This window comes from Streptomyces sp. NPDC013457, assembly GCF_043089925.1.
GTDB lineage: Bacteria > Actinomycetota > Actinomycetes > Streptomycetales > Streptomycetaceae > Streptomyces.
In genome coordinates, this window is the sequence record NZ_JBICBL010000010.1 from 162,666 (window position 1) to 187,481 (window position 24,816).

Consider the following 24,816-nt stretch of genomic DNA (forward strand, 5'->3'; position numbering starts at 1 on the left):
CCGCGGGGCCCCCGGTCGCGTGTGCGAGGGCCCCGTGGGACTCGACTGCCTCAGCTCCTGGTGAGGGTGCAGGCGTAGGTGGCCGAACCGGAGCCGCTGTAGGCCTCCGCGTCGAGGTAGTAGGTGCCCGTCCCGGTCGCGGTCCTGGTGAACGACAGGGATTCGTCGGCGCCGGCCCCGTCGTTCACGGATCGGGTCAGGGTGCTGCCGTTCGCGTCGAGCCAGTACACGTCGGCGTCGTAGGCGGAGGGGACGGCGCAGTTCACCGAGACGGTCTGTCCGGCCGACACGGAGACCTTGAAGTAGTCGCGGTCGCGATTCGACTTCATGCTGCCCGTGAGCCTGCCGGGAGAGGCGAGGGCGGTGGCGTCGTCGGCCGTGTCGCGTGTGTCGTTGGGCTCGCTCTCCGCGACCGTGGACCCGCCGCCCTGGCTCCCGCAGTCGGTCACGGGGGTCCCGTTGTAGAGGTTGGCGTCCGCCACGCCGTTCGTGACGCTGCGCAGGTAGTAGCCGCAGGTGGGGCGGTTCTTGAAGTCGAAGGTGGAGCCCGGCGTCAGGCGCCAGATCTTGAAGCCGCTGTACGTGAGCGGCTTCCTGTCGACGGCCTGCTCCGGCTGGTGGTCGGCGAGGACGACGTAGGCGTCCGCGCCGTACTGCGTCGCCATGCCGTTGCGGTCGAGGAACAGGGACCCGCCGCCCTCCTCCACCCCGACGCCCCAGGCGGAGCCCCCGGGGGCGAGGCCGTCCTTCACGGCGCGTGCGAGGAAGGACATGGTGCGGCCCATGCGGTCGCGGGTCACGAAGTGGGAGTCGTTGACGACGGCTCCGTAGTTCGCCCATTCGAACATGCCGGTGGTGAAGCTGACGTACCGGTCGTAGGGGTTGGCGAGGGCTTCCGCGCTGGTGACGCTGCCGTTGCAGGCGTCGTAGACGATCGGGCTGTTGATGTGGTGGCCCGCGCTGCCGCCGCCGGAACCGCCGCCCTTGGCGACGACCGACTCGACGGACGCTTCCAGGGCGGTTCCCTTCCAGGCGGCGTAGCGGCACTGGTCCCCGCCGGCGAAGTAGACGAACTCGGCGTTGCGGACGTCCGTGTTCATCTGGCTGTTGTCGCCGTCGACCGCCGTCGTCAGCGTCCACGTCGTACAGGAGTTGACCCCGGCCGACGTCGTGATGGTGTCGCACTCCGGAGTCCTGCTGCCCGACGTCGGCGCCGATCCGGCCAGGACGACCACGTCCAGGGTGCCGGTGCCGCCGCGGATCTCGTCGATGGCCCTGGTCATCGAGGCCGTCACGATGCCGCCGGCTCCGTTCATCGTGAACGCCGGACCGTTCCACGTGCTGCGGCTGACGTCGGACGCGCTGCCGAGCCGGATCCTGTCGGCCGCCGCGTGGGCCGGCTGATGCGCCATCAGTACGGAGGCCAGCGCGACGAGCGCGACGGCGGCTCCCGCGGGGGCCCTGAGGGGACGGTGTGTCATGTGCACTCCTGGATGGGGGCGTACTCGATGCCGCGGCCGTCGGGCGAGGGCCGCAGGATTGGTAGCGGAACATACAAGTAATGGCTTTGACGGGGAAGATGTAAGCCCAAAAGACCGTCGCGCCGGAGCGAATCGAGTCTCGGATGCGCGCCAAAAGGGCCCAAAGTGCATCATTAGTGAGGCTAGAGCCCTCGTTACATGAACGTAATGAGACTTACATCTAGTCATCGCATGGGTTCCTATGTAACTTCGCAGCAGTGCCTGGCGGTCAGACTCCGCCGGCAGAAGACCACCGAGAGGTTCCCGGCGATGAACGCTCTGATCGCACGCCCCACGGCCGCCGCCGCCGTCGCGGCGGCCATGCTCCTGTCCCTGTCCGCCTGTGGCGACGACGAGCCCGCCGCCCCGTCGGGCAAGGCCGTCATCGGCGGCGTGGAGATCGTGAAGGACCAGAAGCTGCACGACCTGCTGCCCGAGAAGATCAAGAAGGCCGGTGAGGTGCGTGTCGCGACGGACGTCCCGTACCCGCCCTTCGAGATGTACGTGAAGGAGGGAGAGGCTCAGCTGACCGGCCTGGACTACGACCTCGGCCAAGCCCTCGGCGCCAAGCTGGGCGTGACCTTCGCCTTCGCCCCGCAGAAGTTCGACGGCATCGTCCCGTCCATCCAGGCCGGCAAGTTCGACGTGGCGATGTCCGCCATCACGGACAACAAGGAGCGCCAGAAGGTCGTCGACTTCGTCGACTACTCCCAGTCCGGCTCTGGCATCCTCGTCGGCGACGGCAACCCGGCGGGCGTGACCACCCTCGACGACCTGTGCGGACGGAAGGTCGCCGTCCAGACCGCGACCAACCAGCTCGACCTGCTGAAGTCCCACCAGGCCGCCTGTACCGGCGCGGGCAAGGACAAGATCGACATCCAGACCTTCCCCAAGGACTCCGACGCACAGCTCGCGCTGCGCTCCGGCAAGGTCGTCGCCCAGGTGCTGACCAAGCCGGCGGCCGGCTGGGTGGCCAAGACGGCGGACGGCGGCAAGACTTTCGACCTCGTCGAGGACCCCGCCGCCCCGGGCGGCTACAACGCCTCGCCCAACGGCATCGCGGTCAGCAAGCAGCTGCCCGAGCTGACGGACGCGATCCAGAAGGCGCTGCAGTCCCTCATCGACGACGGCACCCTGATCAAGATCTACAACAAGTACGGCGTTCCGTCGATCGCGGTGAAGGAAGCCACCAAGAACGCGGCGGTGGACTGAAGATGTCCAGCACGACCAAGGTCCCGCCCCACACGACCCCCACCGACCAGCCGCTCACCGGGGAACTCGAGATCGTCCCCGCCCGCAACTACGGGCGCTGGATCGCGGCCGTCGCCTCGGTGCTCGCCCTCGTCGGGCTGATCGGCTCCCTCGCCAAGAACGACAACCTGCGCTGGGACGTCGTCGGTGACTACCTGTTCGCCGACCTCATCTTCGACGGTCTCGCGACGACCCTCTGGCTGACCGCCGCCGCCATGCTGCTCGGTCTGTCCCTCGGCACGCTGATCGCCGTCATGCGGCTCTCGTCCAGCCCCGTGCTGTACGGACTCGCCACCGCGTTCGTCTGGGTCTTCCGTGGCACCCCGCTGCTCGTCCAGATCATCTTCTGGGGCTACGCCGCCGCACTCTACAAGTACGTCGAGATCGGCATCCCCTTCACCGACATCACGTTCTTCCAGGCCGAGACCAACACGCTCCTGACACCGGCGATCGCCGCCCTCCTGGCCCTCGGCCTGAACGAGGCGGCCTACGCCTCGGAGATCGTCCGCGCCGGCATCCAGTCCGTCGACCCGGGCCAGGCGGAGGCCGCGCACTCGCTGGGCATGCGGCCGGCGCTCACCATGCGCCGGATCGTCCTGCCGCAGGCCATGCGCGTGATCATCCCCCCGATGGGCAACGAGACCATCAACATGCTCAAGATGACCGCACTGGTCTCGGTCATCTCCGCCCACGACCTGATGTCGAACATCCAGGACGTGTACGCCCAGAACTACCAGGTCATCCCCATGCTGGTCGTGGCCAGCATCTGGTACCTGGCCCTCGTCACCCTCCTCAGCGTGCCCCAGGCATGGCTCGAGCGACGCTACGGGCGCGGCACCACACGCGCCGGACACGTCTCGCCGTTCCGACGCCTCCTCGGCGGAACCGTGCAGCGGTTCGGCAAGAACAGCAAGGAGCTGAACCGATGAGCACCCCCATGGTGCGCGCCGAAGGCGTACGCAAGCACTTCGGGAATCTGGAGGTCCTCAAAGGCATCGACCTCACCGTGGAGCGCGGCCAGGTCTGCTGCCTCCTCGGCCCCTCCGGATCCGGGAAGTCCACCTTCCTGCGATGCATCAACCACCTGGAGAAGGTCGACGGCGGCCGGCTGACCGTCGACGGGGAGCTCGTCGGCTACCGCCAGCAGGGCACGAAGCTCCACGAGCTGCGCGAGAGCGAGGTCGCGGACCGCCGCCGCGACATCGGCATGGTCTTCCAGCGCTTCAACCTCTTCCCGCACATGACGGCCGTCGAGAACGTGATGGAGGCCCCCGTCAAGGTCGCCGCCGTCTCCCGGACCGACGCCCGGGAGCGCGCCCACGCCCTCCTCGAACAGGTCGGTCTCGGCGATCGCGGGCACCACTACCCCGCCGAGCTGTCGGGCGGTCAGCAGCAGCGCGTGGCGATCGCCCGCGCGCTCGCCATGAAGCCCAAGCTGATGCTCTTCGACGAGCCGACCTCCGCGCTGGACCCCGAACTGGTCGGCGACGTCCTGGACGTCATGCGGCAGCTCGCCGCCGACGGCATGACCATGGTCGTCGTCACCCACGAGATCGGCTTCGCCCGCGAGGTCGGCGACACCGCCGTCTTCATGGACGAGGGCGTCGTCGTCGAGGCGGGCGACCCCCGGCAGGTGCTCGTCGACCCGGAGCAGGAGCGCACCCGCGCCTTCCTGTCCAAGGTCCTGTGACCGCCCCCACCCGCCTGCAGGAGAGGCTCGACGACCTCCTGCACCTTGCTCGCGCCCGCCACGGCAGCTACCTGCGCGACCTGGAGGAGCTCGTCTCCGTCGACTCCGGCTCCTACGACGCCGCAGGCGTCAACCGGGTCGCCGACTGGGTCGAGCGCAGACTCGAACGGCTCGGGTTCGCCGTGGAACGCGTCCGCTTCCCGCCGACGTCCGACGGACACCGGACCGGTGACGCCCTCGTCGGCCGCCGACGCGGCAAGCTCCCCGAGTCGGCGGGAGGCCGCAGGATCCTCCTCGCCGGCCACATGGACACCGTCTTCGAGAACGGGACCGCGGCCGCCCGCCCCTTCCGGATCGACGGCTCCACGGCGTACGGCCCCGGCGTCAGCGACGACAAGGGCGGCCTGCTCGCCGGACTCACGGCCCTGGAGATCCTCGGTGAACTCGGCATCGACGCGTACGACGAGCTGGTCCTGCTCGCCACCCCCGACGAGGAGATCGGCTCACCCGCCAGCCGGTCGCTGATCGAGGAAACGGCCGGCGGCCTGCACTTCGGACTCGGCCTCGAATGCGCCCGGGAGAACGGCGACCTCGTCATCGCCCGCAAGGGCGTCGCCGACTTCCGCCTCACCGTCACCGGCCGGGCCGCACACGCCGGCATCGAACCCGAGCGCGGTGCCAACGCCGCCCTCGCCGCCGCTCACCTCACCGTCGCCCTCCAGGCCCTCAACGGCCACTGGGACGACGTGACCGTCAACGTCGGCGTCGTCCGGGCCGGGACCCGCGCCAACATCGTCTGTCCCCAGGCGGATCTGCGCATCGAGGTGCGCGCCGCCACGAGGGCCGACATCCAGCGCGTCGACCGGGCCATCCGGGAAGCCGCCGACCAGCCCGGCGTCCCTGGCGTCACGGTCGAGGTGGAGCAGCTCGACCTGTGCCCGCCGATGGAGGACACCTCCGCCTCCCGGCGGATGTTCGACCACGCACGCAACGCCGCCCGAGCGACCGGCATCGAACTGGGCGCCGCCGCCACCGGAGGAGTGGGGGACGCCAACCTCATCGCCGGCACGGGAGTGCCCGTCCTCGACGGCCTTGGCCCCGTCGGAGGCGCCGACCACACGCCCCAGGAGTGGCTCGACGTCACCAGCGTCCCGCAGCGCATCGCCCTCCTCGCCGACCTGATCGCCTCCCTGGGCAAGGCCGGCACCACCTGAACGACGCCGACGCACAGCGGAGGGAAGCCCCGCTCTCCTCCGCTGTGGGCACGGTGTCGGCGCCCCAGGAGGCGTCCCCACGGCCCCGGCCCCACGCAATCCCGCCACCCACCCGCCCCTCAACGGAGGCACCATGCGCGCCCCTTCCGCACCCGCACGCCGCACCGTCCTCGCCTGCGCCCTCGCAGTTTCCCTCCTCTCGGTCTCGTCCTCCGCCCTCGCCGACGCACCGGAGGCCCGGACCCAGGCGGGGTCCCTCGTACTGATCGGCGGAGCCCTGAAGGAGAGCAACACCCAGGTCTACGGCGAGATCATCAAGCGGGCCGGCGGCCCCGACGCCCGTATCGGGATCATCACGGCCGCCTCCGTACCCGAAAGCCAGGACCCCCACGCCGGCGACCCCGAGCGGTGCAGCAACTCCGCCTGCAACGGCGCCTACTACGCCGAGGTCTTCAAGCGGCACGGCGCCGCGGACGCCCAGTGGATCCCCCTCGACGTCGACCACGTCGCCAACGCCGACTCGGACGCCGTCGTCGCCCAGGTCGACTCCATGACCGGCTTCTTCTTCGGCGGAGGCGACCAGTACCGCTACGTCACCACCCTTCTCCGCGGCGAACGGCACGAGGACTCCAAGGTCCTCGCCGCCATCCGCGCCAAGCTCTCCCGAGGCGCCGTCGTCGCCGGGTCCTCGGCGGGCGCCCAGATCGCCTCCGGCCCCGACATGGTCACCGGCGGAGAGTCCTACGAGGGGCTCAGGGACGGCAGCGCACCCGGCTACTACGACGATCCGACGCGCCTCGGCCACCTCCCCGAGGGCGGCTTCGGCTTCCTCCGGTCAGGCCTCGTCGACACCCACACCGGCGCCTACGGGCGCGAGGGCCGGGCGCTGCGCCTCGCCTCCGACACCGGCCACGACCGTGTCTACGCCCTGGAGGAGAACACCGCCCTCGTCGTCGACCGGCCGGGCAGCCGTCGCGAGCACCTCAGCGTCCTCGGGCCGAACGGCGTCGCCGTCCTGGACCTGCGGGACGCCCGCGCCTACGAGTCCGCGGACGGCTGGTCCCTCCGCCGGGCAAGGTACAGCTACCTCACGGACGGGGACCTGTACGACGCACGCACCTGGACGCCGCGCGTCCATCCGGCCAAGCAGCCCCTGATCCCCCTCGGCACGACGCCCGTGCCCGTCAACACCGACGTCTTCCACTCGGCGGCCAACCCCGACGGCACCCCGTACGCCTTCCGGACCACCGCGCGGGCGCTCGCCTCGACGCGCGCGCAGAACAGCGCGACCGCGACCACGTTCGAGAGCGGGCCGCGGTTCGCCGTGACGTTCACCAAGGGGCGGGGATTCGCCGCCTTCACCGGCGACGGCACGGACGCCCGCACGCTCCTCTCGCTGCGCATCGACATCGCGCCGCGCTGATCGACCGCATGGTACGGAGCCGGCCCCGGGACAGGGGCCGGCTCCTCGCAGGTCGTCCCCCGGACCGCGACGCACGATCCGCTCACAGCAGGCCGGTGCGCCGGGCGATCCTCTCCGCTTCCTTCATGCGCTCGTGGCCGCTGCCGCCGATCCGGTCGAGGACGGCGGCGACGAGCGCTTCGACGACCGCGAGGGCCGGTACGAGGCTGTCGTAGGGGGAGTCCGAGGAGACCTGGGTGATGAGGACGACGTCCGCGTGGGCGGCCGCGGGGGAGAGCCACGGGTCGGTGAACACGATGACCTTGCCGCCCCGCTCGCGGGCCAGTTCGGCGATCAGCGTCTTGTCGGCCTCGTAACGCCGGTAGTCGAACAGCACGGTGACGTCGCGTCGGGTCAGCTGCGTGAGGAAGGAGGTCCGTTCCACGTCCTTGTGGGGCAGGAAGCTCACCTGGTTGCGGAACTGCATCAGGTGCAGGCCCAGGTACTCGGCCATCAGATGCGTGAACCGTCCTCCTGCCACGTGCACGCGACGCCGGGGATCGGAGAGGAGGCCGACGGCGTCCTCGAACTCGTGCGCCGCCACCTCGTCGAACGTCTGGGCGACGGCCTGCCGCACGAGTGAGGAGCGCTCGCCGAGCTGCGTGGCGGCGGAGTCCTGCGGAGCCTCCGTCCGCTCGTGCTTCGACGACTCCGCGGTCGTGTAGAGGGTGATCGGCGAGGCGTTGCGGGCGTCGAGTTCGGAGCGGAGAGCAGCCTGGAGATCGGGGAAGCCCCGGTAGCCCAGCCGGGAGGCACACCTCAGCACCGTGGGTGCCGACACGCCCGCCCGCTCCGCGATCGTGGCGACCGTCTCGAAGACCGCGGCCGGATACCCCGCCAGCAGCACCCGCGCGACCTTGCGCTCCGCGGGACTCAGCTCTCCGAGCCGACTGCGGATCTCGTCGGCCAGCGTGGGGCTCATGGCTTTCCCTTCTGCGGGGTGGGATCACCGAGGCGGACAGCAGCCGTCGAGGCCGCGTTCTCCGGCTTGCCACGTTTCAGATCAGCGAGTTTCAGGGATCGAATGTACCGCCTATTACGGAATCTGCCCAGTCCAGGAGGGCGGCACGGCAGGGACCGCACGGTGACGTCCCGCGCGGTGCACACCGTGCGGGACGTCGACGGACGCAGGGCGCCTGGCGGACGGACGGGCGTCGGTCAGCAGCCGCCGCAGCTGTCCCAGTGGTTGCTTTCGCCGGCGTAGACGCCGCCGGCGGCGGGGCGCCCTTGCGGGGGGCGAGGACGCCGTCGCCCGAGGCTAAGAGGGCGCCGAGGGTAAGTGCCGGCGCGGTCAGGACGGACCGGATGCGCATGCTTCTGCACCTTCTCAGGAGGGACGGTGCGCTGCGGTCTCACCCGAGCGGGAGCCGCGCGGGGAGGACGGATCAGGGGTGCCGGGCGCGGAGGACGGAGCGGCTCAGCAGGTGCGGCCCGAGTCCGGGAGCGTCCACGCAGACGGCGGGACGAGAGCGTCGTACAGGGAGATCAGCGTCTGCTGCGGGCAGACGGAGTCACCCTGGCGGAAGATGCCGAAGTGCAGGCGCGGACCGTGGAGTTGCCGGTGGCGCCCGTGCGGGCGACCAGCCGGCCCGCCGCCACCCGGGCTCCGTCGCTCACGGCCGGGTGGGCGCTCGCGGCCGGGGGGCGCTCACGGCCGAGGGGCCGGGTGCCGGGAAGACCGCCGCGTCAGCCCGGCCGGTAGGTTCCCACGCTCCACTCGTGTCCCTCGGGGTCGAGGACCCGGGCGCGCCGCGTGCCCCACTCCGTCGCCTCCGGCTCGATCACCGGGACCCCGCCCGCGGACACCGCGTGGAAGTACCACTGGTCGACCGCCGAAGGCGAGGGGAGGCACAGGTACAGGCCGCTCCCCGTGCTGACCCCGTGCAGGGCGGGCCTGCTGTACGCGGCGTGGGCGCCGGACACCATCACGACGACGTTCCCGAAACGGAGCTCTGCGTGGACGAGGGAACCGTCCTCCTCGTCCTGACGCCGCACGACCTCGAAGCCGACGTCGGAGAGCCAGGCGAGGGCGGCTTCGGTGTCCTTGTAGCTGAGGTAGGCGTGGAGGTCCGCGGGCGCGGTGTCGTCCGAAAGGTACGCGCCCCCGGCGCCCCTGGTCGCCCGAGCTGTGTTCATGGTGACCTCCTCCTCCGCTGGTGACCATCCTTCTGGCCTGCCGACCTCCGCGGATGCGATGCCGGGCCCCGGGGCGCACGCATCGCCCGTCGGCGACGCAACGATGCGACTCGCCGCCGCGGTCTGCCGGAGGGAGGCCGACAAGGTGCCGAAGGATCCGCTCCCGCGTCTCCAGCGGAAGCGACCAGGTCCCTCACGGACGGGTTCCGCCCCGGCAGACGGCAGCGCCCCTCACGCGGCTTCTCCGTGCCTTCGCGCCGGAGCTTCTCATTGTCCTGCGGATGTCGGACCGAGCACCGCCCGACCGGGCCCTCGCCCTGCCTCGGCGACGGTCCGACGAAGGGGGACACCTCCTTGAACATCCACACCCTCGCCCTCGCAGAGCAGCAACTCGCCGCCGGAGTCTGGCAGTCCGGTCTCGCCCAAGTGCTCGGCGGCCTGATCGTCGTCGCCGTGCTGATCGGTGCCTTCCTCCTCGGCGTCCGGGTCACGAGGCGGGAACTCCCTCCTCCGGTCCCGGAGAGCTGACCGCACCGGCCGGAGACCAGCCGGCACCCCGGTGTGGTGTCCGAGTACCGCAAGCCCTCCGAGGTGCCGCACACCGACGGCGAACACCGCCTCATGCCCTACCACCTGAGGAACTGCGGTGAGGCCTCGGACGCCCCTCCCGGTGAGAAGCAGCGCAAGTGGGGCGGCATCTCCAGCGGCGGCTTCGGCAAGCGGCGGCACGGGGCACGGGGACTGAACGCCTAGTCGACCGCCCGTGGACGTCCCTCAGGTGTTGCGCCGGGCGACGGCGCCGTTGAGGGCCGTCGCGAAGGCGCACCACGTCGCGTAGGGCACCAGCGCGCGAGCCGCCGCGGGGTCGACGCGACTCGTACGACGCAGCAGCGCGACGTTGCTGACGTCCAGCAGGAGCGTGGCGGCGAGTCCGGCATGGGGGCTCCGGCAGCGGAAGAACAGCCAGGTCCAACCCGCGTTGAGAGCCAGGTTCACTCCGAACCGTGCGGCGAGGCGCCGCTGGTCGGCGCCTTTCGCGATGCCGAGGGCGTGTCCCGCCGCGAAGGCCAGGGACGCGTACAACGGCGTCCACACCACGCCGAACGACCATGGCGGCGGCTGCCACGCCGGCTTGCTCAGGCCGCGGTACCAGGAACTCTCCGGGTCGACGGGGATCGTGCCCACCGCGGCTGCTGCGGCGACCGCCGCACCGGCCGCCGCGTACGGCTTCCATCGCCCTCCCGCCCCGGGCGTTCGGGACGCGTCGCTCGTCAGTCTCATCGCTCCACCCTCGCCTGTCGTGACCTCTTGGCCGACGCGGCCGACGGCTCCGACCGGATGACGGGTGGGCGGCGGCGGAACCTCCGGCCGCGCCGTCGGCCGGCCCTGTGCCGTACGGGAGACGTGTGCCCCCGTCCGCCGGGGAAAACCGTCCTCGGCCGAAGGGAAGGCGAGCGTCAGGCGCGCGCGGGCCCGGGGAGGTCGAACTGGTGGCGGACGACGGCGTCGAAGACCCTGCTGCCGGCCAGCCGCCGCAGGTGCACCATCGCCTTCGCGGCCGGGGTGATGACGTACCGGTGCCGGGGGCGACGGGCTCGGGCCGCGTGCAGCACGGCCTCGGCGACCGGTTCGGGGGTGGACGACAGCAGGCGGTTACGGTATCCGGACGCCATGACCGCACCGGCGGTGCGGTTGAGCTCCGCGTACGCGCTCTCGTGCGCTGTACCGCTCCGCGAAGCGCTGCTGGAGGTGAGGGTCGTGGCGGCGGTGTCGGCGAAGGAGGTCTTGATCAGTCCCGGCTCGATGAGGCTGACCCGGATCCCGAACGGCGCGACTTCGACGCGCAGGGCATCGGTGAGGGCTTCGAGGGCGTACTTGGACGCGTGGTAGTAGCCGCCCGCGGGGAAGGTCAGCCGGCCTCCCATGGACCCGACGTTGACGATTCGGCCGCGGCGCGCGCCGCGCATGCCGGGCAGGACGAGCTGGATGAGGCGGGCCGCTCCGAAGACGTTGGTGTCGAACTGCCTCCGGACGCGCTCCAGGTCGGTCTCCTCGATGGTGCCGTACTCGCCGTACCCGGCGTTGTTCACCAGCACCTCCACGAAGCCGTGGTCCGCCTCGATCCGGCGGACGGCCTCCTCCATGGACGTCTCGTCCGTCACGTCCAGGGCGAGCACCCGGGCTCCGGCCTCGGCGAGATCGGCGAGCGTCTCGGGACGACGTGCCGTGGCGTACACGATCGCGCCGCGGCGCAGGAAGGCGCGGGCCACGGCCGCGCCGATGCCGGAGGAGCATCCCGTGATCAGCACGGGACCGTCGGTCTGGGGATTCATCGCGTTTCCTTGTCCTGGTGAACGGTCTCGGCGAGGGCGAGCATGGACCAGATGGCCCGGGACGCCTGCTGCCAGGCGGCCGGGGGGAGGCCGCTGCGGGCCCGGGCGGCCTTCGTCAGCCCGACGAACGCTCCGAAGATCATGGTGAGGAGCAGCTGCGGGTCCGCGGCGCGCAGGACGCCGAGCCGCTGCCCCGAGCGGATCAGCTCGACGGCCGGAGCCTCGGCTTCCTCGGCCATCGCCTTGCTGGTGGCGTCGAGGTAGGAGGCGTGTTGCTGGTGTTCCAGGAAAGCCAGGGCGTCGGGGTGGTCGTGGGCGAAGGCGACGAGGTTCGCCCACATGCTGCTGTACGCCTCGGCGACGTCCTCCGCCGTGGTCGGGGCCGGGACACCGCGCGTCAGGTAGGAGGTGAACGTCCCTTTGGCTTCCTGGTAGACCGCGTTGGCGAGGGCTTCCTTGCTCGGCCAGTACCGGTACAGGGTGCCTGCGGCGACGCCCGCCTCACGCGCGATCACCGGCACAGGCGTCGCCGCGACGGTGTGCTCGGCGAACACCACGAGAGCCGCCTGGAGGATCTGCGTCCGCTTGTCGCTCATGAATGAATGTTCATTCACGTCGCCGTCGAAGTCAACCCGGTGGCCTCGGGCCCTTACGGAGCTTCGCCCTCGGGCGGCGAAGCCTCGACCAGGAACAGTTCGTCCACGTAGCACCAGCCCCAGTCCTCGCCGGGGTCGAGGGAGAGCACCACCGGATGCCCCGTCGCCGCGTGGTGCGCATGACCGTGGCGCCCTCGGGAGCTGTCGCAGCACCCGACGTGCCCGCACGTGGTGCACCAGCGCAGCCTCGACCAGGACCAGCCCACGGCGAGGCACTCCGCGCAGCCCTCGCCGACGGGTCCGGCCGGTCGGGGCACGCCGGAGAGGTGCTCACAGTGACGGTCGTAAGGACGCCCGGGGTCGGGAGCCACCGTCCACGACGCCTCGCTGCCCGTGACGGTCTCCCTGCGGCCTCCGCCTGCCCGACCTGTCTCCATGTCCCTGCCACCTCGCCTCACGCACCGGCCCTGTGCCCTGTGCCCTGTGCCCTGTGCCCTGTGCCCTGTGTCTTCGGGCCGGGGAGCGCCGGTGGATGCGGGGCTCCGCCCCGCGCCGTACCGGGCTGATCGCCAGGTCCGGTGACGACCCGGAGCGCCAGGTGCGCTTGAGCTTCCTGGGCTGACGGGGCCGTCCGGAGGCCGGGCGCGTCCGTGGCTCCTCCGCCCGCCCGGATGTCGCCGGTGTCGGTGCATGGGCATCATGGGTCCGAGGAGGTGGCCGTTGTGGCGCACGAGCGGATAGGGCTGGCGGACATCTTCTCCGCCGCCGAGGACGCGGCACCGATGGCCTCGCTCGACGTCGTCTCACGGCATCTGCACGACCGGTTCGGCGCGCGGTACGTGTCCTTCCTGTTCGTCGACGTCCTCGGCCGCCGCGTCGTACGGGTCACCGAGCACACGACCACCGAGGAGAGACGCGGTGCCGAGCAGATTCCCCTGGCCGGCAGCGTGTACGACGAGGTGCTGCGCACCCAGAAGCCGGTGCGGGCGCCCCGCGAGCGGGGGAGCGGCCGGCGGGTCCTGGCGCCGGTCACCAACCGCGGGGACACCATCGGGATCCTGGAACTCTCCCTGCCCGAGGCCACGAAGGACGTGCTGGAGCAGGTGGAGGAGGCGGCGCACGCGCTGGCGTACATGATCGTCACCGATCGCCGCTTCACCGACCTCTACCACTTCGGCCAGCGCACCAGCCAGCTGAGTCTGGCCGCCGAGATCCAGCGCCAGCTCCTGCCCACCGCTCCCACCTGCGAGGCGGCCGAATTCATCCTCGCCTGCTCCCTCGTGCCCGCCGACTCCATCGCCGGCGACACCTACGACTACACCCTCGATCACGACACCCTGCACCTGTCCGTGACCGACGCCATGGGCCATGACGTCCAGGCCGCCCTCATGGCCACCCTGGCGGTCAACGCCTCCCGCCGCGCTCGCCGGAACGGAGCGGATCTGTCCCGGCAGGCCTACGAGACCAATGCCGCGCTCCACAAGCACGGCCGGAGCTTCGTCACCGGGCAGCTCTTCCGCGTGGGACTCGACGGAGGCGGCGCGCACTTCGTCAACGCGGGCCATCCGTGGCCGCTCCGGCTGCGCGACGGGACGGTGGAGGAGATCCGTCCGCAGGTGGATCTGCCGTTCGGCATCACCCCGCACAGGCACTACCGGGTCCAGGACCTGGACCTGCGCCCCCGCGACCGGCTCATCCTCTACACCGACGGCATGCAGGAACGCCGGGCCCAGGCCGTCGACCTGCCCGCCCTCCTCCTGCAGACCGCGGACGAGCATCCCCGTGAGGTGGTGCGCGCCATGACGGAGGCGGTCACCGAGTCCTGCGGCGGCCACCTCCAGGACGATGCCACCGTCCTCTGCCTCGACTGGCACGGCCCCCGCAACGGCGAGCGCGACGCGCACGCCGGCGCCGACACCTAGCCGGCGGGAGGAAGGCGGCCTCGGCTATGCCGGGAGGGCCTGCTCGGCCCAGATGACCTTGCCGTCACGGCCCTGCCGGGTGCCCCAGCGCTCGGCCAGCTGGGCGACGAGCAGCAGTCCGCGGCCGCCCTCGTCGGAGGTCCGGGCACGGCGCAGGTGCGGCGCGGTGTTGCTGCCGTCGAAGACCTCGCAGATGAGGGTGGACTGGAGGATCAGCCGCAGCCGGACGGGCGGCTTGCCGTACCGGATCGCGTTCGTCACCAGCTCGCTGACCGCGAGCTCCGTGGTGAAGGCCAGCTCCTCCAGACCCCAGTCGGCGAGCCGCTCGGCGGTGAAGGCGCGGGCCCCGGCCACGGCCGCCGGGTCGGAGGTGACGTCCAAGGTGGCGACGTGGCCGGGGTCGAGCGCGCGGGTCCGGGCCACGAGAAGGGCGACGTCGTCCGCGGGGCGTTGGGGCAGCAGCGCGGCGAGCAGCCGGTCGCAGACCTCCTCCGGGTCCTCCGGCGCTCCGGCGAGGGCGTCGCCCAGCGCGGCGCGGGCCGTGTCCACGTCGTACGTACGGCTCTGGATGAGGCCGTCGGTGTACAGCGCCAGCAGGCTGCCCTCCGGCAAGGTCAGCTGGACGGTCTCGAAGGGCAGTCCACCGATCCCCAGGGGTGGGCCGATGGGGAGGTCGGGGACCTCGGGGAGATCGGCGGGTCCGGCGCCGGGAGGGTGCGCCACGGCCGGGGGCACGTGTCCGGCGCTGGCCAGCGAGAAGACGCGGGAGACCGGGTCGTACACCGCGTACAGGCAGGTGGCGCTGAGTTCGCCGTCCTCGCGGCCCTCCTCGCGCTGCATCCGGATGACCACGTCGTCGAGGTGGGTGAGGAGTTCGTCGGGCATCAGGTCGATGTCGGCGAAGGCCCGGACCGCCATACGGAGGCGGCCCATGGTGGCGGCGGCGTGCAGGCCGCGGCCGACGACGTCGCCCACGACGAGCGCGACACGGGCACCCGACAGCGCGATCACGTCGTACCAGTCGCCGCCGACGCCCGCCCGCGCTCCGCTGGGCAGATAGCGCGAGGCCGCCCAGACGGCCGACTGCACGGCCGTGTGCCGGGGGAGCAGGCTGCGCTGGAGGGTGAGCGCGGTCAGATGTTCCTGCGTGTACTGGCGGGCGTTGTCGATCGACACCGCCGCGCGGGCGGCGATCTCCTGGGCGAGATGCAGGTCGTCCTCGTCGAACCGGGCCGCGTCGGGGCCGCGGAAGAACTGGACGAGGCCGAGGACGCTCCCGCGTGCCTGGAGCGGGAGCAGCAGGACCGAGGGGAAGGCGGCGTCGCCGCCCGCCGCCGGGGTCCACCACGCCGACGTGCCCTTCACCTCGCACAGGGCGGGCGTGCCCGTGGCCAGCGCGCGCGCCGGGGCGGAACCGGGCGGGAAGTGGTGCGTCCGTCCGAGGGCGACGGCGAACGACCCGTGCCGGGCGGGAAGTTGCGCCACGCGACGCAGGACCGGATCCTCCGCGGCCGGGTGGGGCGGGGTGTCCTCGCGCAAGGGTGCCGCCTCCAGGAGATCGACGACGACCAGGTCGGCGAAGTCCTCGGTGCCGACTTCCGCCAGTTCCTCCGCGGTACGGGACATGTCGAGCGTGCTGCCGATCCGCAGGCTCGCCTCCGCCGCCAGGGCGAGGCGCCGCCGCAGCCGCCGGTCGCGCTCCTCCTGGTACGCGGCGACCACCTGCTCGGAGCCCCTGTCGACGTACGCGAACGCCGTCCCGGTCATCCTGATCGTGGCGGCGTTGACCAGCTCCGCGTCCCTCGTCAGCCGGAGCGCCTCCGTCTGGAGCTGCTGGAGCACGCTCATGTGGCCGATCCGGTACGCGCGCAGCAGCGTGCTGAGCGAGAGTCCGCGCCGGGCGAAGGTCCGGGCGAGTTCGAGGCCCTCGGGTGGTGGCTCGGCCTCGGTGGCGTCCAGGCCGTTCTCGAGGGCGTCGAGGAAGGTCATGATGTGTCCGGCCGTCTCACTGAGCGCGATGGCGGCCAGATCCTCGTGCTCCCACAGCTCGGGAAGCTCTTCCTGGAGCCGTACCAGGATCACATCGACCGAGCGGTCCGCCCGTGGTCGGAACTCCCGGGCGAGTCGACGGAGGAACGCCTCGGCATCGGCCCTCATACGCAAAGTCTGCGGAAGGGCGGGGACGGATGCCACCGGGCGCCGCAGCCCCGGACCTGATGGAAGTTGAAGCCGAAACCGGTCCTGCCGGCGATCGCGACCGGTCCGGGGGCCCGCCGGATGTCAGCGGTGCGCTGTACGTTGCGGCCATGGGCATGTACCTGGTCAGTGTCGACGCGGAGGAGTGGTTCGGTGGGGACGAGGGCGGGTGGGGCGAAGTCGCCGCGGCGCTGAACGGAGAACTGCGGCAGAGAGGCCTGGCGCCCTATTTCTCCGTGCCCGAGGCTGTCGACTTCGTGCGCGGCTCGGGGCAGTCGTTCGAGGAGAAGCTGATCCCTCCCATGGACGGGTTCAGCGCCCTGTGCGAGGCGCACCTGACACGCGAGGAGACCGACACGGTCTGCGGCTGGTCGGTGCTGGTGCCGCTGTCGCTGGACGAGGAGATCCGGGTCCCCGTCGAGACCGGCTACACGGAGTCGACCGTGATCGCGGGCGCGCCTCAGGTGCTGGCCCTCGCGGAGAGACTGGCGGCGGCCATCGCCCTGCCGGCCGAGACCCCCTCGATGTGCGACAACCTCGACCTCACCATGTGGTTCATGGACGGAGCGGCGAAGGAACTGGCCACGGCCCGCCCGGGGCCGTGGAGCGGCGACCTGGACACGGCCTTCTACGTCGCGCTGTACCTGCGCGCCGCCCAGCACGCGATCCGCCGCGGCTGCCCGATCGTCTACTCCTGAGCCGTACATGCACGTCCGTCGCCGTCCACGAGCCGGGCCGGGCGCCGTGTCGTCAGCGGTCCCCGACGGGCCACGGTTTGACGGGGGTCTCCTCGCCTCCCTGGTCGAGCCGGAACGGCGGGTAGGCGTCCGTCATCAGGAAGGCGTAGGCCGCCACCCGCAGGACCCAGCGGTTCAGGCCGACCACCAGGACGAACAGATCCCGCGGGTACCGGCCGGTGAAGGCGAGGGCGACGGCCGCGAACAGGGCCAGCAGGGCGGTCAGGCCGCCGCTCCACCAGCCTGCCCGCACCCCGCCGGCGAAGAAGGCGATGACCAGGTACTGGGGGATGGCGAGCAGCCACCACTTGACGAGGACCAGCCCGCGCGAGAGGCGTTCCGGGTACGCGATGTCCAGCCGTGCCGGGTATCCGGGCTCCGGGCCCAGGCTGAAGGGCGGGTACCGGTCGGTGGCCAGGGCGCTGTACGAGTAGAAGGACACCCGCCAGGACCAGCGCAGCACCCCCAGATTGAAGTCGAACAGGGCCCGGGGATAGCGCTCGGTGAACAGGATCGCGAAGAACGCGATCACGGTCACGAGCAGGAAGGCGATCCAGAGGAAGATCAGGACGATCCAGTGGGGGATCACCAGGACCCACTTGACCAGCCACAACCAGCGCGACAGCGGGGTGTCCAGCCGGGCCGTCACCGTGACCGGAGGGTAGGAGGACCGGGAGCCGTCCATGATCGTCACTTCCTCGCGTCAGCGTCCCTCACCTCCATGATCGCGCCGTTCCGCCCTCCGGCCCACCGGGAGCCCCGCCCGTCTTGTACGGGTCAGGACTTGTCCGCCGCGGCCAGCAACGCGGCGACGTCGAGCTTCCCCATGCCCAGCATCGCCTTCATCGCCCGCTGGGCGCGGGCCTCGTCCGGGTCGGCGATGAGCTCCTCCAGGACGGACGGCACGACCTGCCAGCTCACGCCGAACCGGTCCTTCAGCCAGCCGCAGGGGCCCTCCTCGCCGCCCTCGGACAGCTTGGACCAGTAGTGGTCGACCTCGTCCTGGTCCGCACAGTCGATGAGCAGGGACAACGCTTCGTTGAAGGTGAAGTCGGGCCCGCCGTTGAGCGCGGTGAAGTCCTTCCCGTCCAGGACGAAGTCGACGGTCATCACGCTTCCGGCCTCGCGGGGTCCCGCCTCGCCGTAGTAGGAGATCCTCCTGATCTCCGAGTTGGGGAAGACCGAGCAGTAGAACTCCGCGGCCTCCTTGCCCTGCGTGTCGAACCAGAGGTTGGGGGTGATCCTGGGCATCGCGGACTCCTGGTCTCGTCGGGTGCGCTGCGGCTCTTACGGGTACGACCGTCGGGCGGCCCGGAAATCATCGCTCCGGTGCCGCCCGGATCCGCGCGACCACGTCCCGCGCCGCCCGGTCAGAGTCCCGTGACCTTGGCGCTCGCCGACAGTTCGTAGACCAGCGTGATCGTGCGGCGGCCCCCCGGCGGGAGCGCGACGTCCCAGCGGGCGATGCCCTCGGCGTCGACCGCGTCGGGCGGCGGGGAGCACGCGTCCTTGTGGAGACGTACCTCCACCGCCGAGACCTCGGAGACCGGAAGCCGTTCACGCAGGCCGACCACGTGCTCGCCCTGCTCTCCGGGGGCCGAGAAGCGGGACAGATGCAGGCGCACCGTGCGGGTGACCACGGTCCGCTGGGAGATACCGGTGGTCTCGCGGGACTCCTCGGACCGCCGGACCACCCGGTAGTCGTCACTGGAGCCGAACGTCAGCTCCACCGGGGCGCCGACCGGCGTGAAGTCCAGCGTTCCGCGCCCGCTGAACCCGCTGCCGCGGACCAGGTCCACGGGCCCGGCGAGCAGCACGTGGCCGGAGCGGTTGTCGCACCGCACCACCTGCGTGACCAGCGGGGACAGCTCGGGGGAGCAGGCGTACTCCTTGCGCGCGGCCGTCGTGAAGGCCGAGAGCGGCACCCGGTGGGCGCGGCCGTCGCCGGGCACCGACACCGGCGCGGGGGCGCGCAGGACCCGCGCCTCGCCGCCGTCGTCGACCCCCGGCAGACCGAGCACCGGGGTCGCCGGGCCGAGGTCGCCGATCTCCTCCTCGCGCAGCTCCACGTCGACCGTACGGCGCTCCGCCGCGGAGCGGTCCGTGAGCGTGAGCCGGTCCTCGCCGAGCCGCGGCGGCTCCGTGGCCAGTGCCGAACGCGCCGTCGACAGGGTCAGCCGTACGTCCGTCCAGTCCTCGCCGGTGCGCTGCCAGACCATCGCGTCGGTCTCCAGCGTCAGGGAGTCCCCGTCGAGCACGGCCCGGTACGCGGGCCGCCACAGCGCACACGGGGTGAGGTGGCTCAGCCGGAGCCCCACAGGCCCCGCGGCCGCGGCCTCCACGGTCAGCTCGACATGGCCGACCAGCTCGGCGGGCTCCTCCTCGGAGAGGTCCATGGCCCGCTGGGCCGCACCCAGTTCGGCGGCGAGGGCGGCCAGCCTGGCGTCGACCGCGCGGAGTTCCTCACCGTGCGCGTCGCGTTCGGCGTCCACCCGGTCCAGTTCGCGGGTCCAGCGGTCCCGTTCGGTCTCCCCGGAACCCGCGCCCTCACCGATGTCCCGCAGCAGATCGGTGGCGAGGCGGCCGAGCAGGCCGAGGCGGGCGTGCAGCCGCTCGCGACGCTGCCCGAGCGTGAGCCGCTCCTCTTCGAGGGCGTGGACACGGTGGCGCAGGGCGGAGTCGTCCTCGGCCGGGGGCAGCGGTCCGCGGGGCGTCCAGCTGCGGACGATCCGTACGTCGAGCACGCTCGCGGGATGGTCGGCGGTCAGCTCGGCGTGGAGGGTCCGGTCCACGGCGAGCGCGCTGACCGGCCCGAGACGCAGGCGCTGGACTCCGGCCTCCAGGTCGAGCACGGCGGTGCGCTCGACGTGGGCCCGGTCTTCGAGGCAGGTGACGGCGGTGACGGGGAGAGCGATCGGGGCGAGGGCGGTCGCGGGGACGGCGCTCGTGGGGACGGCATTCGCGGCGGGTGCGATCGGCTTCGGGGCCGTGGACATGATGCGTCAGCTCCTGCGGTTGCCGCCGGCCAGGGCCTTGCCGGCCGGGATGCGGATCTCGTAGCCGCCGTCGAGGGCTGCGGTGGCGCCCGCCGACAGGTCGACCCGCCAGACGCGGGTGCCCGGTGCGTGGCGGTCCGGCCCGGTGTCCTCCCCGGGCGCCGTCCAGTCGGCCCGTTCCTCGATCCGTACGTCGGTCTCCGAGGTGACCGGCACCCGCTCGCGGATCTCGACGGTGACGGGCCGCGCGAGCCGGTTGGCCAGCTCCACGTGGACCTGGTGGGCCAGCACCGTGGTGTTGTTGCGCAGGCCGGAGGTCGACTCCTGCAGGCTCGTACGGCGGGTGACCCGGATCCCCTCGGCAGGCCCGAGTCCCACCCGGCGGACACCCCCGGGGGCGAGCGTGGGCAGGGCGGCGGTCAGCAGGAACTCGTCGTCGACGGTCACCTCCACCGGCCCCGCCAGGAGGGCCTGGCCGGTGGCGTTGGAGAGCACCAGCGTCCCGTACACCGTCTGTTCGACGGACGGCACGCAGAGGTACTCGGTCCGCAGACCTACCGGGATCTCGCCGACGGTGACGGTGTGCCAGGTGCCGTCCGAGGGGATGTCGGCGCGGGCGGTGGCGTCGAAACGGTGGTCGAAGGAGCCCGCCGACTCGCGGGGGCGAACGGCGTGCCCCGGCAGCGGCAGCGCCGCCACCGCCTCGGCCCGGCGACGGTACTCGGCCGCCTTCGGGTCGAAGGAGGAGCCGGGGAACAGCCGGCCCCTGCGACTGCCCGGCTCGTCCGGGCCGCACAGGACGAGGGCGGCGTAGTCGAGCTCGGCGCCGCTCGGCTGCGGCGGACCTGCCACCGGCGCCGGAGGGGCGGGCCGCGGCGGCGGGGGCCCACCGGGCGCGGCGGGCGCCATGGGCGCTGCGGCTGCCATGGGGGGAGGCACCGGAGCGCCACCGAACCCGCCGCCCGAACGCGACCGGGCCGTCGGCGGCGGCCCTCCCGGCTGAGCGGGCGCGGGCATCCCGGCACCCAGGGTCTCGGGGGAGGAGCCGTACGCGCCGCCGGGCGCCGGGAGCGCTCCGGGCGGCTGCGCGCCGTAGCCCTGCGGGGCGGGCACCGGGGGAGGCGGGAGCGGAACGGAGACGGTCCCGGCCGCGCCCGCACCGCCGGCCCCGCCCGCGGCGGCAGCGAAGGCGCCGGGCGGCGCGGGGCGGGGGCCGGCCGACTGGTACCCCGCGAACAGGTCGGCGAGCCCCGCCGGGGGCTCACGCCAGCCGGAGGGCGCGGGGGCGGCCTGACGGCGTCCGATGCGGAGGGAGCGCAGCTTCGGCAGGTCGGTGCGGCGGCGCAGATCGGCCGTGGCGAGAGCGACGCGCACGCCGGTCCAGTCCTCGCCGGTCCGCTGCGCGACCGAGGCACGCAGCACCAGACGTCCGCCGCCGTCGCCCTGACGGTGCGTGAGCCGGTACGTCGGCACCCAGACGGCGCCCGGAACCCCGTACTCCAGCTCCACCTCCACGTCCGCCGAGGCGCCCGCCTCCGTGTCGTCGGAGCCGGCGGTGTCGAGGCTCAGGACCGCGGACACGGTCGTCTCCACGTACGCGGACGACGCGGCGGTGGAGGCGCGGGCGTGCCGGTCGTGCGCGACGTCGAGTTCGTGCTCGACGTCGCGCAGCGTCTCCTCCAGCTCGACGAGGCGGCTGTGCAGTCCCGTCAGCCGGTCGTCGACGAATTCGGCGAGCTCCAGCCACGCTTCGGCCGGAGTGCGGCGGTGCGGGTCGTCGCGCTTACGGGCGGGCGGGACCGGGTGGAGGGCCTTGATCTCCTCGATCAGGCTCAGTTGACGGTCGCGGCGGGCCCGGGCGGCCGCGTACGCGTCGCTCAGCCGCTCCACCTCGCGCCGCAGCTCGTCGGCCGTGCCGCCCGTGGCATCCGCGCCGAGCGGCTCGGCCTCGACCTCCACCCGGGCCTCCGTCACGCGCACCCCGGAGGTGCCGAGGACACGGGCCCGCAGCGAACCCGGGTCGAGCGAGCGGGGCAGTCCCGTCACTCGCACCCGGCCGTCGGCCGGCACTCCGCCCCTGGCCAGGCGGCGGCAGAGCGCGCCCTGGGCGTACACCACGACCGCATCGAGGGTCGATTCCCACCGCTGTACCGGCTCAGCCGTCATCTGCTCCCGCCCCCGTCGCGTTCCTGCCGGTCGCAGCCTACGCCCGGGCGGCCCCGCACGTCCGCCCCGGCCGGGAAGACGCCGTCCGGCGCCTCGCGCCCCGACGGCGGATGGGCCGCGTCCTCCTAAGCTGCCGTCCGGCACCGGCTCCCGCACCGGCATCGGTGCCGGCACCCGCCACGACCCAGGAGCGCGCATCATGTTCGACCCCGCCCGGAAGTATCCGTTCCCCGACGCCCTGCGACCGGAGGAGGCGCCCGCACCGCACCCGCAGCTCGCGCCGGTGACCGGGCTGCTCGGTACCTGGACCGGCGAGGGCCGGGGCGGGTATCCGACGCTCGACGAGAAGTTCACGTACGCGCAGGAGGTCACCTTCAGCCACGACGGGCGGCCCTTCCTCCACTACGAGGCACGTGCCTGGCTGCTCGACGCGGACGGCGCCCCGCTGCGGCCGTCGGCCCGGGAGAGCGGCTGGTGGCGGATCCAACCCGAGGGTCGCGTCGAGGCGTTGGTCACCCAGCCCACGGGCATCGCGGAGATCCTCGTCGGGCGGGCCGACGCCGGTGCGGTCGATCTCGCCACCCACGAGGTAGCGCTGACACCCACCGCCAAGGAGGTGAACGCGACGCGCCGCCGCTACACCCTGGCGGACGAGGACACGCTCGACTTCGTCCACGACCTGGCGGCGGTCGGACAGCCCCTGCAGCACCACCTGTCGGTGCGGCTGCGCCGCCGCTCCTGACCTCGCCTCAGGGACAGCACTCCTGACGCCACGTCAGGAGTGCTGGCCCCGCGGCTCGATGCGGAAGTCGAAGGCCAGCGTGCCCGGGTCGACGGCGGTCACGCCGCCGTCGACGGTGAGCACCGCGCCGTTCACGAAGGAGGAGGCGGGCGAGAGCAGCCAGGCGACGGCCTCGGCGACCTCGCGCGGCTCGCCCGGCCGCCCGGCGGGCAGGACGCGGGTGACCTCCTCGTACGCCGCGTCGACACCTCCGGTCCCGAGCCCCGCCTCGTCGGCGAACCGGCTCATCCGGCGGTCCGCCATGTCGGTGCGCACCCAGCTCGGGCACACGGTGTTGGCACGCAGCCCGGAGGCCCCGTAGTCGACCGCGAGCGACCGGCAGAGCTGGAGCAGGGCCGCCTTGGAGGTCGCGTACGCGGCGTTGCCCACGCCGTTGCGCAGGGCCGAGACGGAGGCGACCGCGACCACCGCGCCCCGGGCGTCGAGGAGATGAGGGAGTGCGGCGCGCAGCAGATGGAACGGGCCCGTGAGGTTGGTCCGCATCACCGCGTCCCAGTCCTCCAAGGTCACCTCGCCCACACCGCCGCCGCGTCCGATGCCGGCGTTGAGGACGAGCCCGTCGAGCCGGCCGTACTCCTCGACGGTCGCCGCGACGAGCGCGCGCACGGCCTCGGGGTCGCCGATGTCCGAGGGAAGGGCAAGCGCTCCGTACTCCTCGGCGACGAGCCGCAGCGGCTCGGGCCGGCGCCCGGAGACCGCCACGTGATGGCCGGCCTCCCGCAGGAGGCGGGCGGTCGCGGCGCCGATGCCCGTCCCGCCGCCGGTCACGAGGTACACGCGCTGATCAGCCATGGTCGTCGAAGCCTCCGTCGTCCGCCGTCGTCCGCCGCCGTCGTGACGATCGTTTCACGGCTTGCGGTCGCCCGGGCGGGCGGCGTGGTCCTCGACCAGGCCGGCGATGAGCGCGTGCAGGGCGTCGGCCCGGTGGCGGTCCTCGCTCTGCTCCCGCAGCGCGTGGTCGAGCGTCCGCAGTCCGGTCAGGGCGTCCGGGTCCCGGTCCTTCACCCGGTCGAGCAGTGGCGACGTGACCAGGTCCATGCACGCGGTGAACAGGAGCCGGGTCGCCGGCGTCGCGGGTGCCGGGTCGGGGGCGGCGAAGCCGGTGGTCAGATAGGTCGCGGGGTCGGTCAGGCTCCAGCCGACGACGGTCCCGTCCTGGACCAGCAGCGCCATGTCGCGGGCGATGCCGACGCGGGCCTCCAGCGGCCGGTCGAGGACGTCGAGGTCGCGCAGACAGGTCAGCACGGTGTCGCCGGGCGCGCGGCAGAGCTCCGTGGTCACCTCCAGACGGAAGTCCCGTGCCTCGTCCGCGAGCAGGCCACCCGGCCGGGCGGACGGCGTGCGAGGTATACGCGCGCAGTCCTCGGCGTCGGCGACCCAGGAGGGCAACCGGAACTCGGCGCCGACCAGTTCCCGGCTCCGCCCGTCGAACCGGAGTTCGTCGGGGGTGTCCCAGAGCAACGGGTCGCTGCCGAAGGTGTCGGTCAGGAACCGCTCGCGCTCCTCCACGTCCGCGTACGCCGCGACGCGGACCCGCTGGTCGGCGAAGTCGAAGCGCGGGGTGACGCGCAGCGGGTCGCCCGTCACCGTCGCGGTCCAGCCGTCGTCGAGGGTGAGTCTCATGGTGGAATCCTGCCCTTCACGACACCGGTGGGGGCGCTCGTCCCACCGGGGTCGGTGGGCACGCAGGCGAGCGCCTTCCCCCGGAGTCGCCCTTGATGCCCCTCGCGCGTCCGGGCCGGTCAAGCCCGGCCCGTGTGAACTATCTTGGGCAGCAGTGGGACGAGAAGGAGGC

Annotated in this window: 22 protein-coding genes and 1 pseudogene; 9 read left to right on the forward strand and 14 right to left on the reverse strand. The window is 72.4% G+C overall.

Annotated features, from left to right (window positions below):
• Positions 1-50: 50 nt before the first annotated feature.
• Positions 51-1,481 (reverse strand): pre-peptidase C-terminal domain-containing protein, encoded by a 1,431-nt coding sequence (locus ACF1G2_RS26525; RefSeq protein ID WP_391800669.1) that lies wholly within the window; start codon positions 1,479-1,481, stop codon positions 51-53.
• 309 nt (positions 1,482-1,790) lie between these two features.
• Between ACF1G2_RS26525 and ACF1G2_RS26530 the strand changes: the two genes are divergently transcribed.
• The 5 genes from ACF1G2_RS26530 to ACF1G2_RS26550 all read left to right on the forward strand — a co-directional run bounded on the left by ACF1G2_RS26530 (position 1,791) and on the right by ACF1G2_RS26550 (position 7,098).
• On the forward strand, positions 1,791-2,732 hold the full coding sequence (locus ACF1G2_RS26530; RefSeq protein ID WP_391800670.1) for an ABC transporter substrate-binding protein: 942 nt from the start codon (positions 1,791-1,793) through the stop codon (positions 2,730-2,732).
• 2 nt (positions 2,733-2,734) lie between these two features.
• On the forward strand, positions 2,735-3,700 hold the full coding sequence (locus ACF1G2_RS26535; protein ID WP_391800671.1) for an amino acid ABC transporter permease: 966 nt from the start codon (positions 2,735-2,737) through the stop codon (positions 3,698-3,700).
• The gene (locus ACF1G2_RS26540) at positions 3,697-4,461 is read left to right on the forward strand and encodes an amino acid ABC transporter ATP-binding protein (protein WP_391800672.1); all 765 of its coding nucleotides are present in this window, start codon (positions 3,697-3,699) and stop codon (positions 4,459-4,461) included. Before ACF1G2_RS26535 ends, ACF1G2_RS26540 begins: the two co-directional genes overlap by 4 nt.
• Entirely contained in the window at positions 4,458-5,675 is a 1,218-nt protein-coding gene (locus tag ACF1G2_RS26545) for a M20 family metallopeptidase (RefSeq protein WP_391800673.1), read from the forward strand. The genes ACF1G2_RS26540 and ACF1G2_RS26545 overlap by 4 nt, the downstream gene beginning before the upstream one ends.
• 133 nt (positions 5,676-5,808) lie before the next feature.
• Positions 5,809-7,098, forward strand: coding sequence for a cyanophycinase (locus ACF1G2_RS26550; RefSeq protein WP_391800674.1), 1,290 nt, complete (start codon positions 5,809-5,811; stop codon positions 7,096-7,098).
• A gap of 82 nt (positions 7,099-7,180) precedes the next feature.
• Here the strand turns inward: ACF1G2_RS26550 and ACF1G2_RS26555 are convergent, their stop codons facing one another.
• Both ACF1G2_RS26555 and ACF1G2_RS26560 read right to left on the reverse strand, forming a co-directional pair.
• On the reverse strand, positions 7,181-8,059 hold the full coding sequence (locus tag ACF1G2_RS26555; RefSeq protein ID WP_391800675.1) for a MurR/RpiR family transcriptional regulator: 879 nt from the start codon (positions 8,057-8,059) through the stop codon (positions 7,181-7,183).
• A 764-nt stretch (positions 8,060-8,823) separates the two neighbouring features.
• Positions 8,824-9,273, reverse strand: coding sequence for a VOC family protein (locus ACF1G2_RS26560; protein ID WP_391800676.1), 450 nt, complete (start codon positions 9,271-9,273; stop codon positions 8,824-8,826).
• 426 nt (positions 9,274-9,699) lie between these two features.
• On the opposite strand from ACF1G2_RS26560, the pseudogene ACF1G2_RS26565 reads away from it, so the two are divergent.
• Positions 9,700-10,026 (forward strand): annotated as a pseudogene (locus ACF1G2_RS26565) (DUF6479 family protein).
• A gap of 21 nt (positions 10,027-10,047) precedes the next feature.
• On the opposite strand, the gene ACF1G2_RS26570 reads toward ACF1G2_RS26565, so the two are convergent.
• From ACF1G2_RS26570 to ACF1G2_RS26585, 4 genes are all read right to left on the reverse strand, one after another.
• Positions 10,048-10,554 (reverse strand): TspO/MBR family protein, encoded by a 507-nt coding sequence (locus ACF1G2_RS26570; RefSeq protein WP_391800677.1) that lies wholly within the window; start codon positions 10,552-10,554, stop codon positions 10,048-10,050.
• Positions 10,555-10,730: 176 nt separating this feature from the next.
• Positions 10,731-11,606 carry an oxidoreductase gene (locus ACF1G2_RS26575; RefSeq protein ID WP_391800678.1) on the reverse strand — a complete coding sequence of 292 codons (876 nt, stop codon included), beginning with the start codon at positions 11,604-11,606 and terminating at the stop codon, positions 10,731-10,733.
• Entirely contained in the window at positions 11,603-12,202 is a 600-nt protein-coding gene (locus tag ACF1G2_RS26580) for a TetR/AcrR family transcriptional regulator (protein ID WP_391800679.1), read from the reverse strand. The genes ACF1G2_RS26575 and ACF1G2_RS26580 overlap by 4 nt, the downstream gene beginning before the upstream one ends.
• A gap of 53 nt (positions 12,203-12,255) precedes the next feature.
• The gene (locus ACF1G2_RS26585) at positions 12,256-12,573 is read right to left on the reverse strand and encodes a UBP-type zinc finger domain-containing protein (protein WP_391800823.1); all 318 of its coding nucleotides are present in this window, start codon (positions 12,571-12,573) and stop codon (positions 12,256-12,258) included.
• A 351-nt stretch (positions 12,574-12,924) separates the two neighbouring features.
• Here ACF1G2_RS26585 and ACF1G2_RS26590 point away from each other — a divergent pair, with 351 nt between their 5' ends.
• Positions 12,925-14,124, forward strand: a complete 1,200-nt coding sequence (locus ACF1G2_RS26590; protein ID WP_391800680.1) for a PP2C family protein-serine/threonine phosphatase — start codon at positions 12,925-12,927, stop codon at positions 14,122-14,124.
• Between the two features lie 24 nt (positions 14,125-14,148).
• On the opposite strand, the gene ACF1G2_RS26595 is transcribed toward ACF1G2_RS26590, so the two are convergent.
• Positions 14,149-16,281 (reverse strand): SpoIIE family protein phosphatase, encoded by a 2,133-nt coding sequence (locus ACF1G2_RS26595; protein ID WP_391800681.1) that lies wholly within the window; start codon positions 16,279-16,281, stop codon positions 14,149-14,151.
• 149 nt (positions 16,282-16,430) lie between these two features.
• Between ACF1G2_RS26595 and ACF1G2_RS26600 the strand changes: the two genes are divergently transcribed.
• The gene (locus ACF1G2_RS26600) at positions 16,431-17,018 is read left to right on the forward strand and encodes a hypothetical protein (protein WP_391800682.1); all 588 of its coding nucleotides are present in this window, start codon (positions 16,431-16,433) and stop codon (positions 17,016-17,018) included.
• Between the two features lie 52 nt (positions 17,019-17,070).
• On the opposite strand, the gene ACF1G2_RS26605 is transcribed toward ACF1G2_RS26600, so the two are convergent.
• The 4 genes from ACF1G2_RS26605 to ACF1G2_RS26620 form a co-directional block, all read right to left on the reverse strand.
• Positions 17,071-17,742, reverse strand: coding sequence for a DUF4389 domain-containing protein (locus ACF1G2_RS26605; RefSeq protein ID WP_391800683.1), 672 nt, complete (start codon positions 17,740-17,742; stop codon positions 17,071-17,073).
• Between the two features lie 92 nt (positions 17,743-17,834).
• Positions 17,835-18,308 carry a VOC family protein gene (locus tag ACF1G2_RS26610; protein WP_391800684.1) on the reverse strand — a complete coding sequence of 158 codons (474 nt, stop codon included), beginning with the start codon at positions 18,306-18,308 and terminating at the stop codon, positions 17,835-17,837.
• A 119-nt stretch (positions 18,309-18,427) separates the two neighbouring features.
• The gene (locus ACF1G2_RS26615) at positions 18,428-20,053 is read right to left on the reverse strand and encodes a DUF4139 domain-containing protein (RefSeq protein WP_391800685.1); all 1,626 of its coding nucleotides are present in this window, start codon (positions 20,051-20,053) and stop codon (positions 18,428-18,430) included.
• A gap of 6 nt (positions 20,054-20,059) precedes the next feature.
• Positions 20,060-22,219 carry a DUF4139 domain-containing protein gene (locus ACF1G2_RS26620; RefSeq protein ID WP_391800686.1) on the reverse strand — a complete coding sequence of 720 codons (2,160 nt, stop codon included), beginning with the start codon at positions 22,217-22,219 and terminating at the stop codon, positions 20,060-20,062.
• 199 nt (positions 22,220-22,418) lie between these two features.
• Here ACF1G2_RS26620 and ACF1G2_RS26625 point away from each other — a divergent pair, with 199 nt between their 5' ends.
• Entirely contained in the window at positions 22,419-22,961 is a 543-nt protein-coding gene (locus tag ACF1G2_RS26625; RefSeq protein WP_391800687.1) for an FABP family protein, read from the forward strand.
• 33 nt (positions 22,962-22,994) lie between these two features.
• On the opposite strand, the gene ACF1G2_RS26630 is transcribed toward ACF1G2_RS26625, so the two are convergent.
• A complete protein-coding gene (locus tag ACF1G2_RS26630) occupies positions 22,995-23,813 on the reverse strand; it encodes an SDR family NAD(P)-dependent oxidoreductase (protein ID WP_391800688.1) in 819 nt (272 codons plus the stop codon).
• Between the two features lie 54 nt (positions 23,814-23,867).
• Positions 23,868-24,644, reverse strand: coding sequence for a hypothetical protein (locus ACF1G2_RS26635; protein WP_391800689.1), 777 nt, complete (start codon positions 24,642-24,644; stop codon positions 23,868-23,870).
• Positions 24,645-24,816 lie beyond the last annotated feature (172 nt).

Coding starts and splice junctions, on each gene's coding strand:
- ACF1G2_RS26530 (WP_391800670.1), top strand. CDS start 1,791: ATGAACGCTCTGATCGCACGCCCCACGGCCGCCGCCGCCGTCGCGGCG.
- ACF1G2_RS26605 (WP_391800683.1), bottom strand. CDS start 17,742: ATGGACGGCTCCCGGTCCTCCTACCCTCCGGTCACGGTGACGGCCCGG.
- ACF1G2_RS26550 (WP_391800674.1), top strand. CDS start 5,809: ATGCGCGCCCCTTCCGCACCCGCACGCCGCACCGTCCTCGCCTGCGCC.
- ACF1G2_RS26620 (WP_391800686.1), bottom strand. CDS start 22,219: ATGACGGCTGAGCCGGTACAGCGGTGGGAATCGACCCTCGATGCGGTC.
- ACF1G2_RS26555 (WP_391800675.1), bottom strand. CDS start 8,059: ATGAGCCCCACGCTGGCCGACGAGATCCGCAGTCGGCTCGGAGAGCTG.
- ACF1G2_RS26610 (WP_391800684.1), bottom strand. CDS start 18,308: ATGCCCAGGATCACCCCCAACCTCTGGTTCGACACGCAGGGCAAGGAG.
- ACF1G2_RS26560 (WP_391800676.1), bottom strand. CDS start 9,273: ATGAACACAGCTCGGGCGACCAGGGGCGCCGGGGGCGCGTACCTTTCG.
- ACF1G2_RS26595 (WP_391800681.1), bottom strand. CDS start 16,281: ATGAGGGCCGATGCCGAGGCGTTCCTCCGTCGACTCGCCCGGGAGTTC.
- ACF1G2_RS26525 (WP_391800669.1), bottom strand. CDS start 1,481: ATGACACACCGTCCCCTCAGGGCCCCCGCGGGAGCCGCCGTCGCGCTC.
- ACF1G2_RS26630 (WP_391800688.1), bottom strand. CDS start 23,813: ATGGCTGATCAGCGCGTGTACCTCGTGACCGGCGGCGGGACGGGCATC.
- ACF1G2_RS26575 (WP_391800678.1), bottom strand. CDS start 11,606: ATGAATCCCCAGACCGACGGTCCCGTGCTGATCACGGGATGCTCCTCC.
- ACF1G2_RS26625 (WP_391800687.1), top strand. CDS start 22,419: ATGTTCGACCCCGCCCGGAAGTATCCGTTCCCCGACGCCCTGCGACCG.
- ACF1G2_RS26570 (WP_391800677.1), bottom strand. CDS start 10,554: ATGAGACTGACGAGCGACGCGTCCCGAACGCCCGGGGCGGGAGGGCGA.
- ACF1G2_RS26615 (WP_391800685.1), bottom strand. CDS start 20,053: ATGTCCACGGCCCCGAAGCCGATCGCACCCGCCGCGAATGCCGTCCCC.
- ACF1G2_RS26600 (WP_391800682.1), top strand. CDS start 16,431: ATGGGCATGTACCTGGTCAGTGTCGACGCGGAGGAGTGGTTCGGTGGG.
- ACF1G2_RS26540 (WP_391800672.1), top strand. CDS start 3,697: ATGAGCACCCCCATGGTGCGCGCCGAAGGCGTACGCAAGCACTTCGGG.
- ACF1G2_RS26580 (WP_391800679.1), bottom strand. CDS start 12,202: ATGAGCGACAAGCGGACGCAGATCCTCCAGGCGGCTCTCGTGGTGTTC.
- ACF1G2_RS26535 (WP_391800671.1), top strand. CDS start 2,735: ATGTCCAGCACGACCAAGGTCCCGCCCCACACGACCCCCACCGACCAG.
- ACF1G2_RS26635 (WP_391800689.1), bottom strand. CDS start 24,644: ATGAGACTCACCCTCGACGACGGCTGGACCGCGACGGTGACGGGCGAC.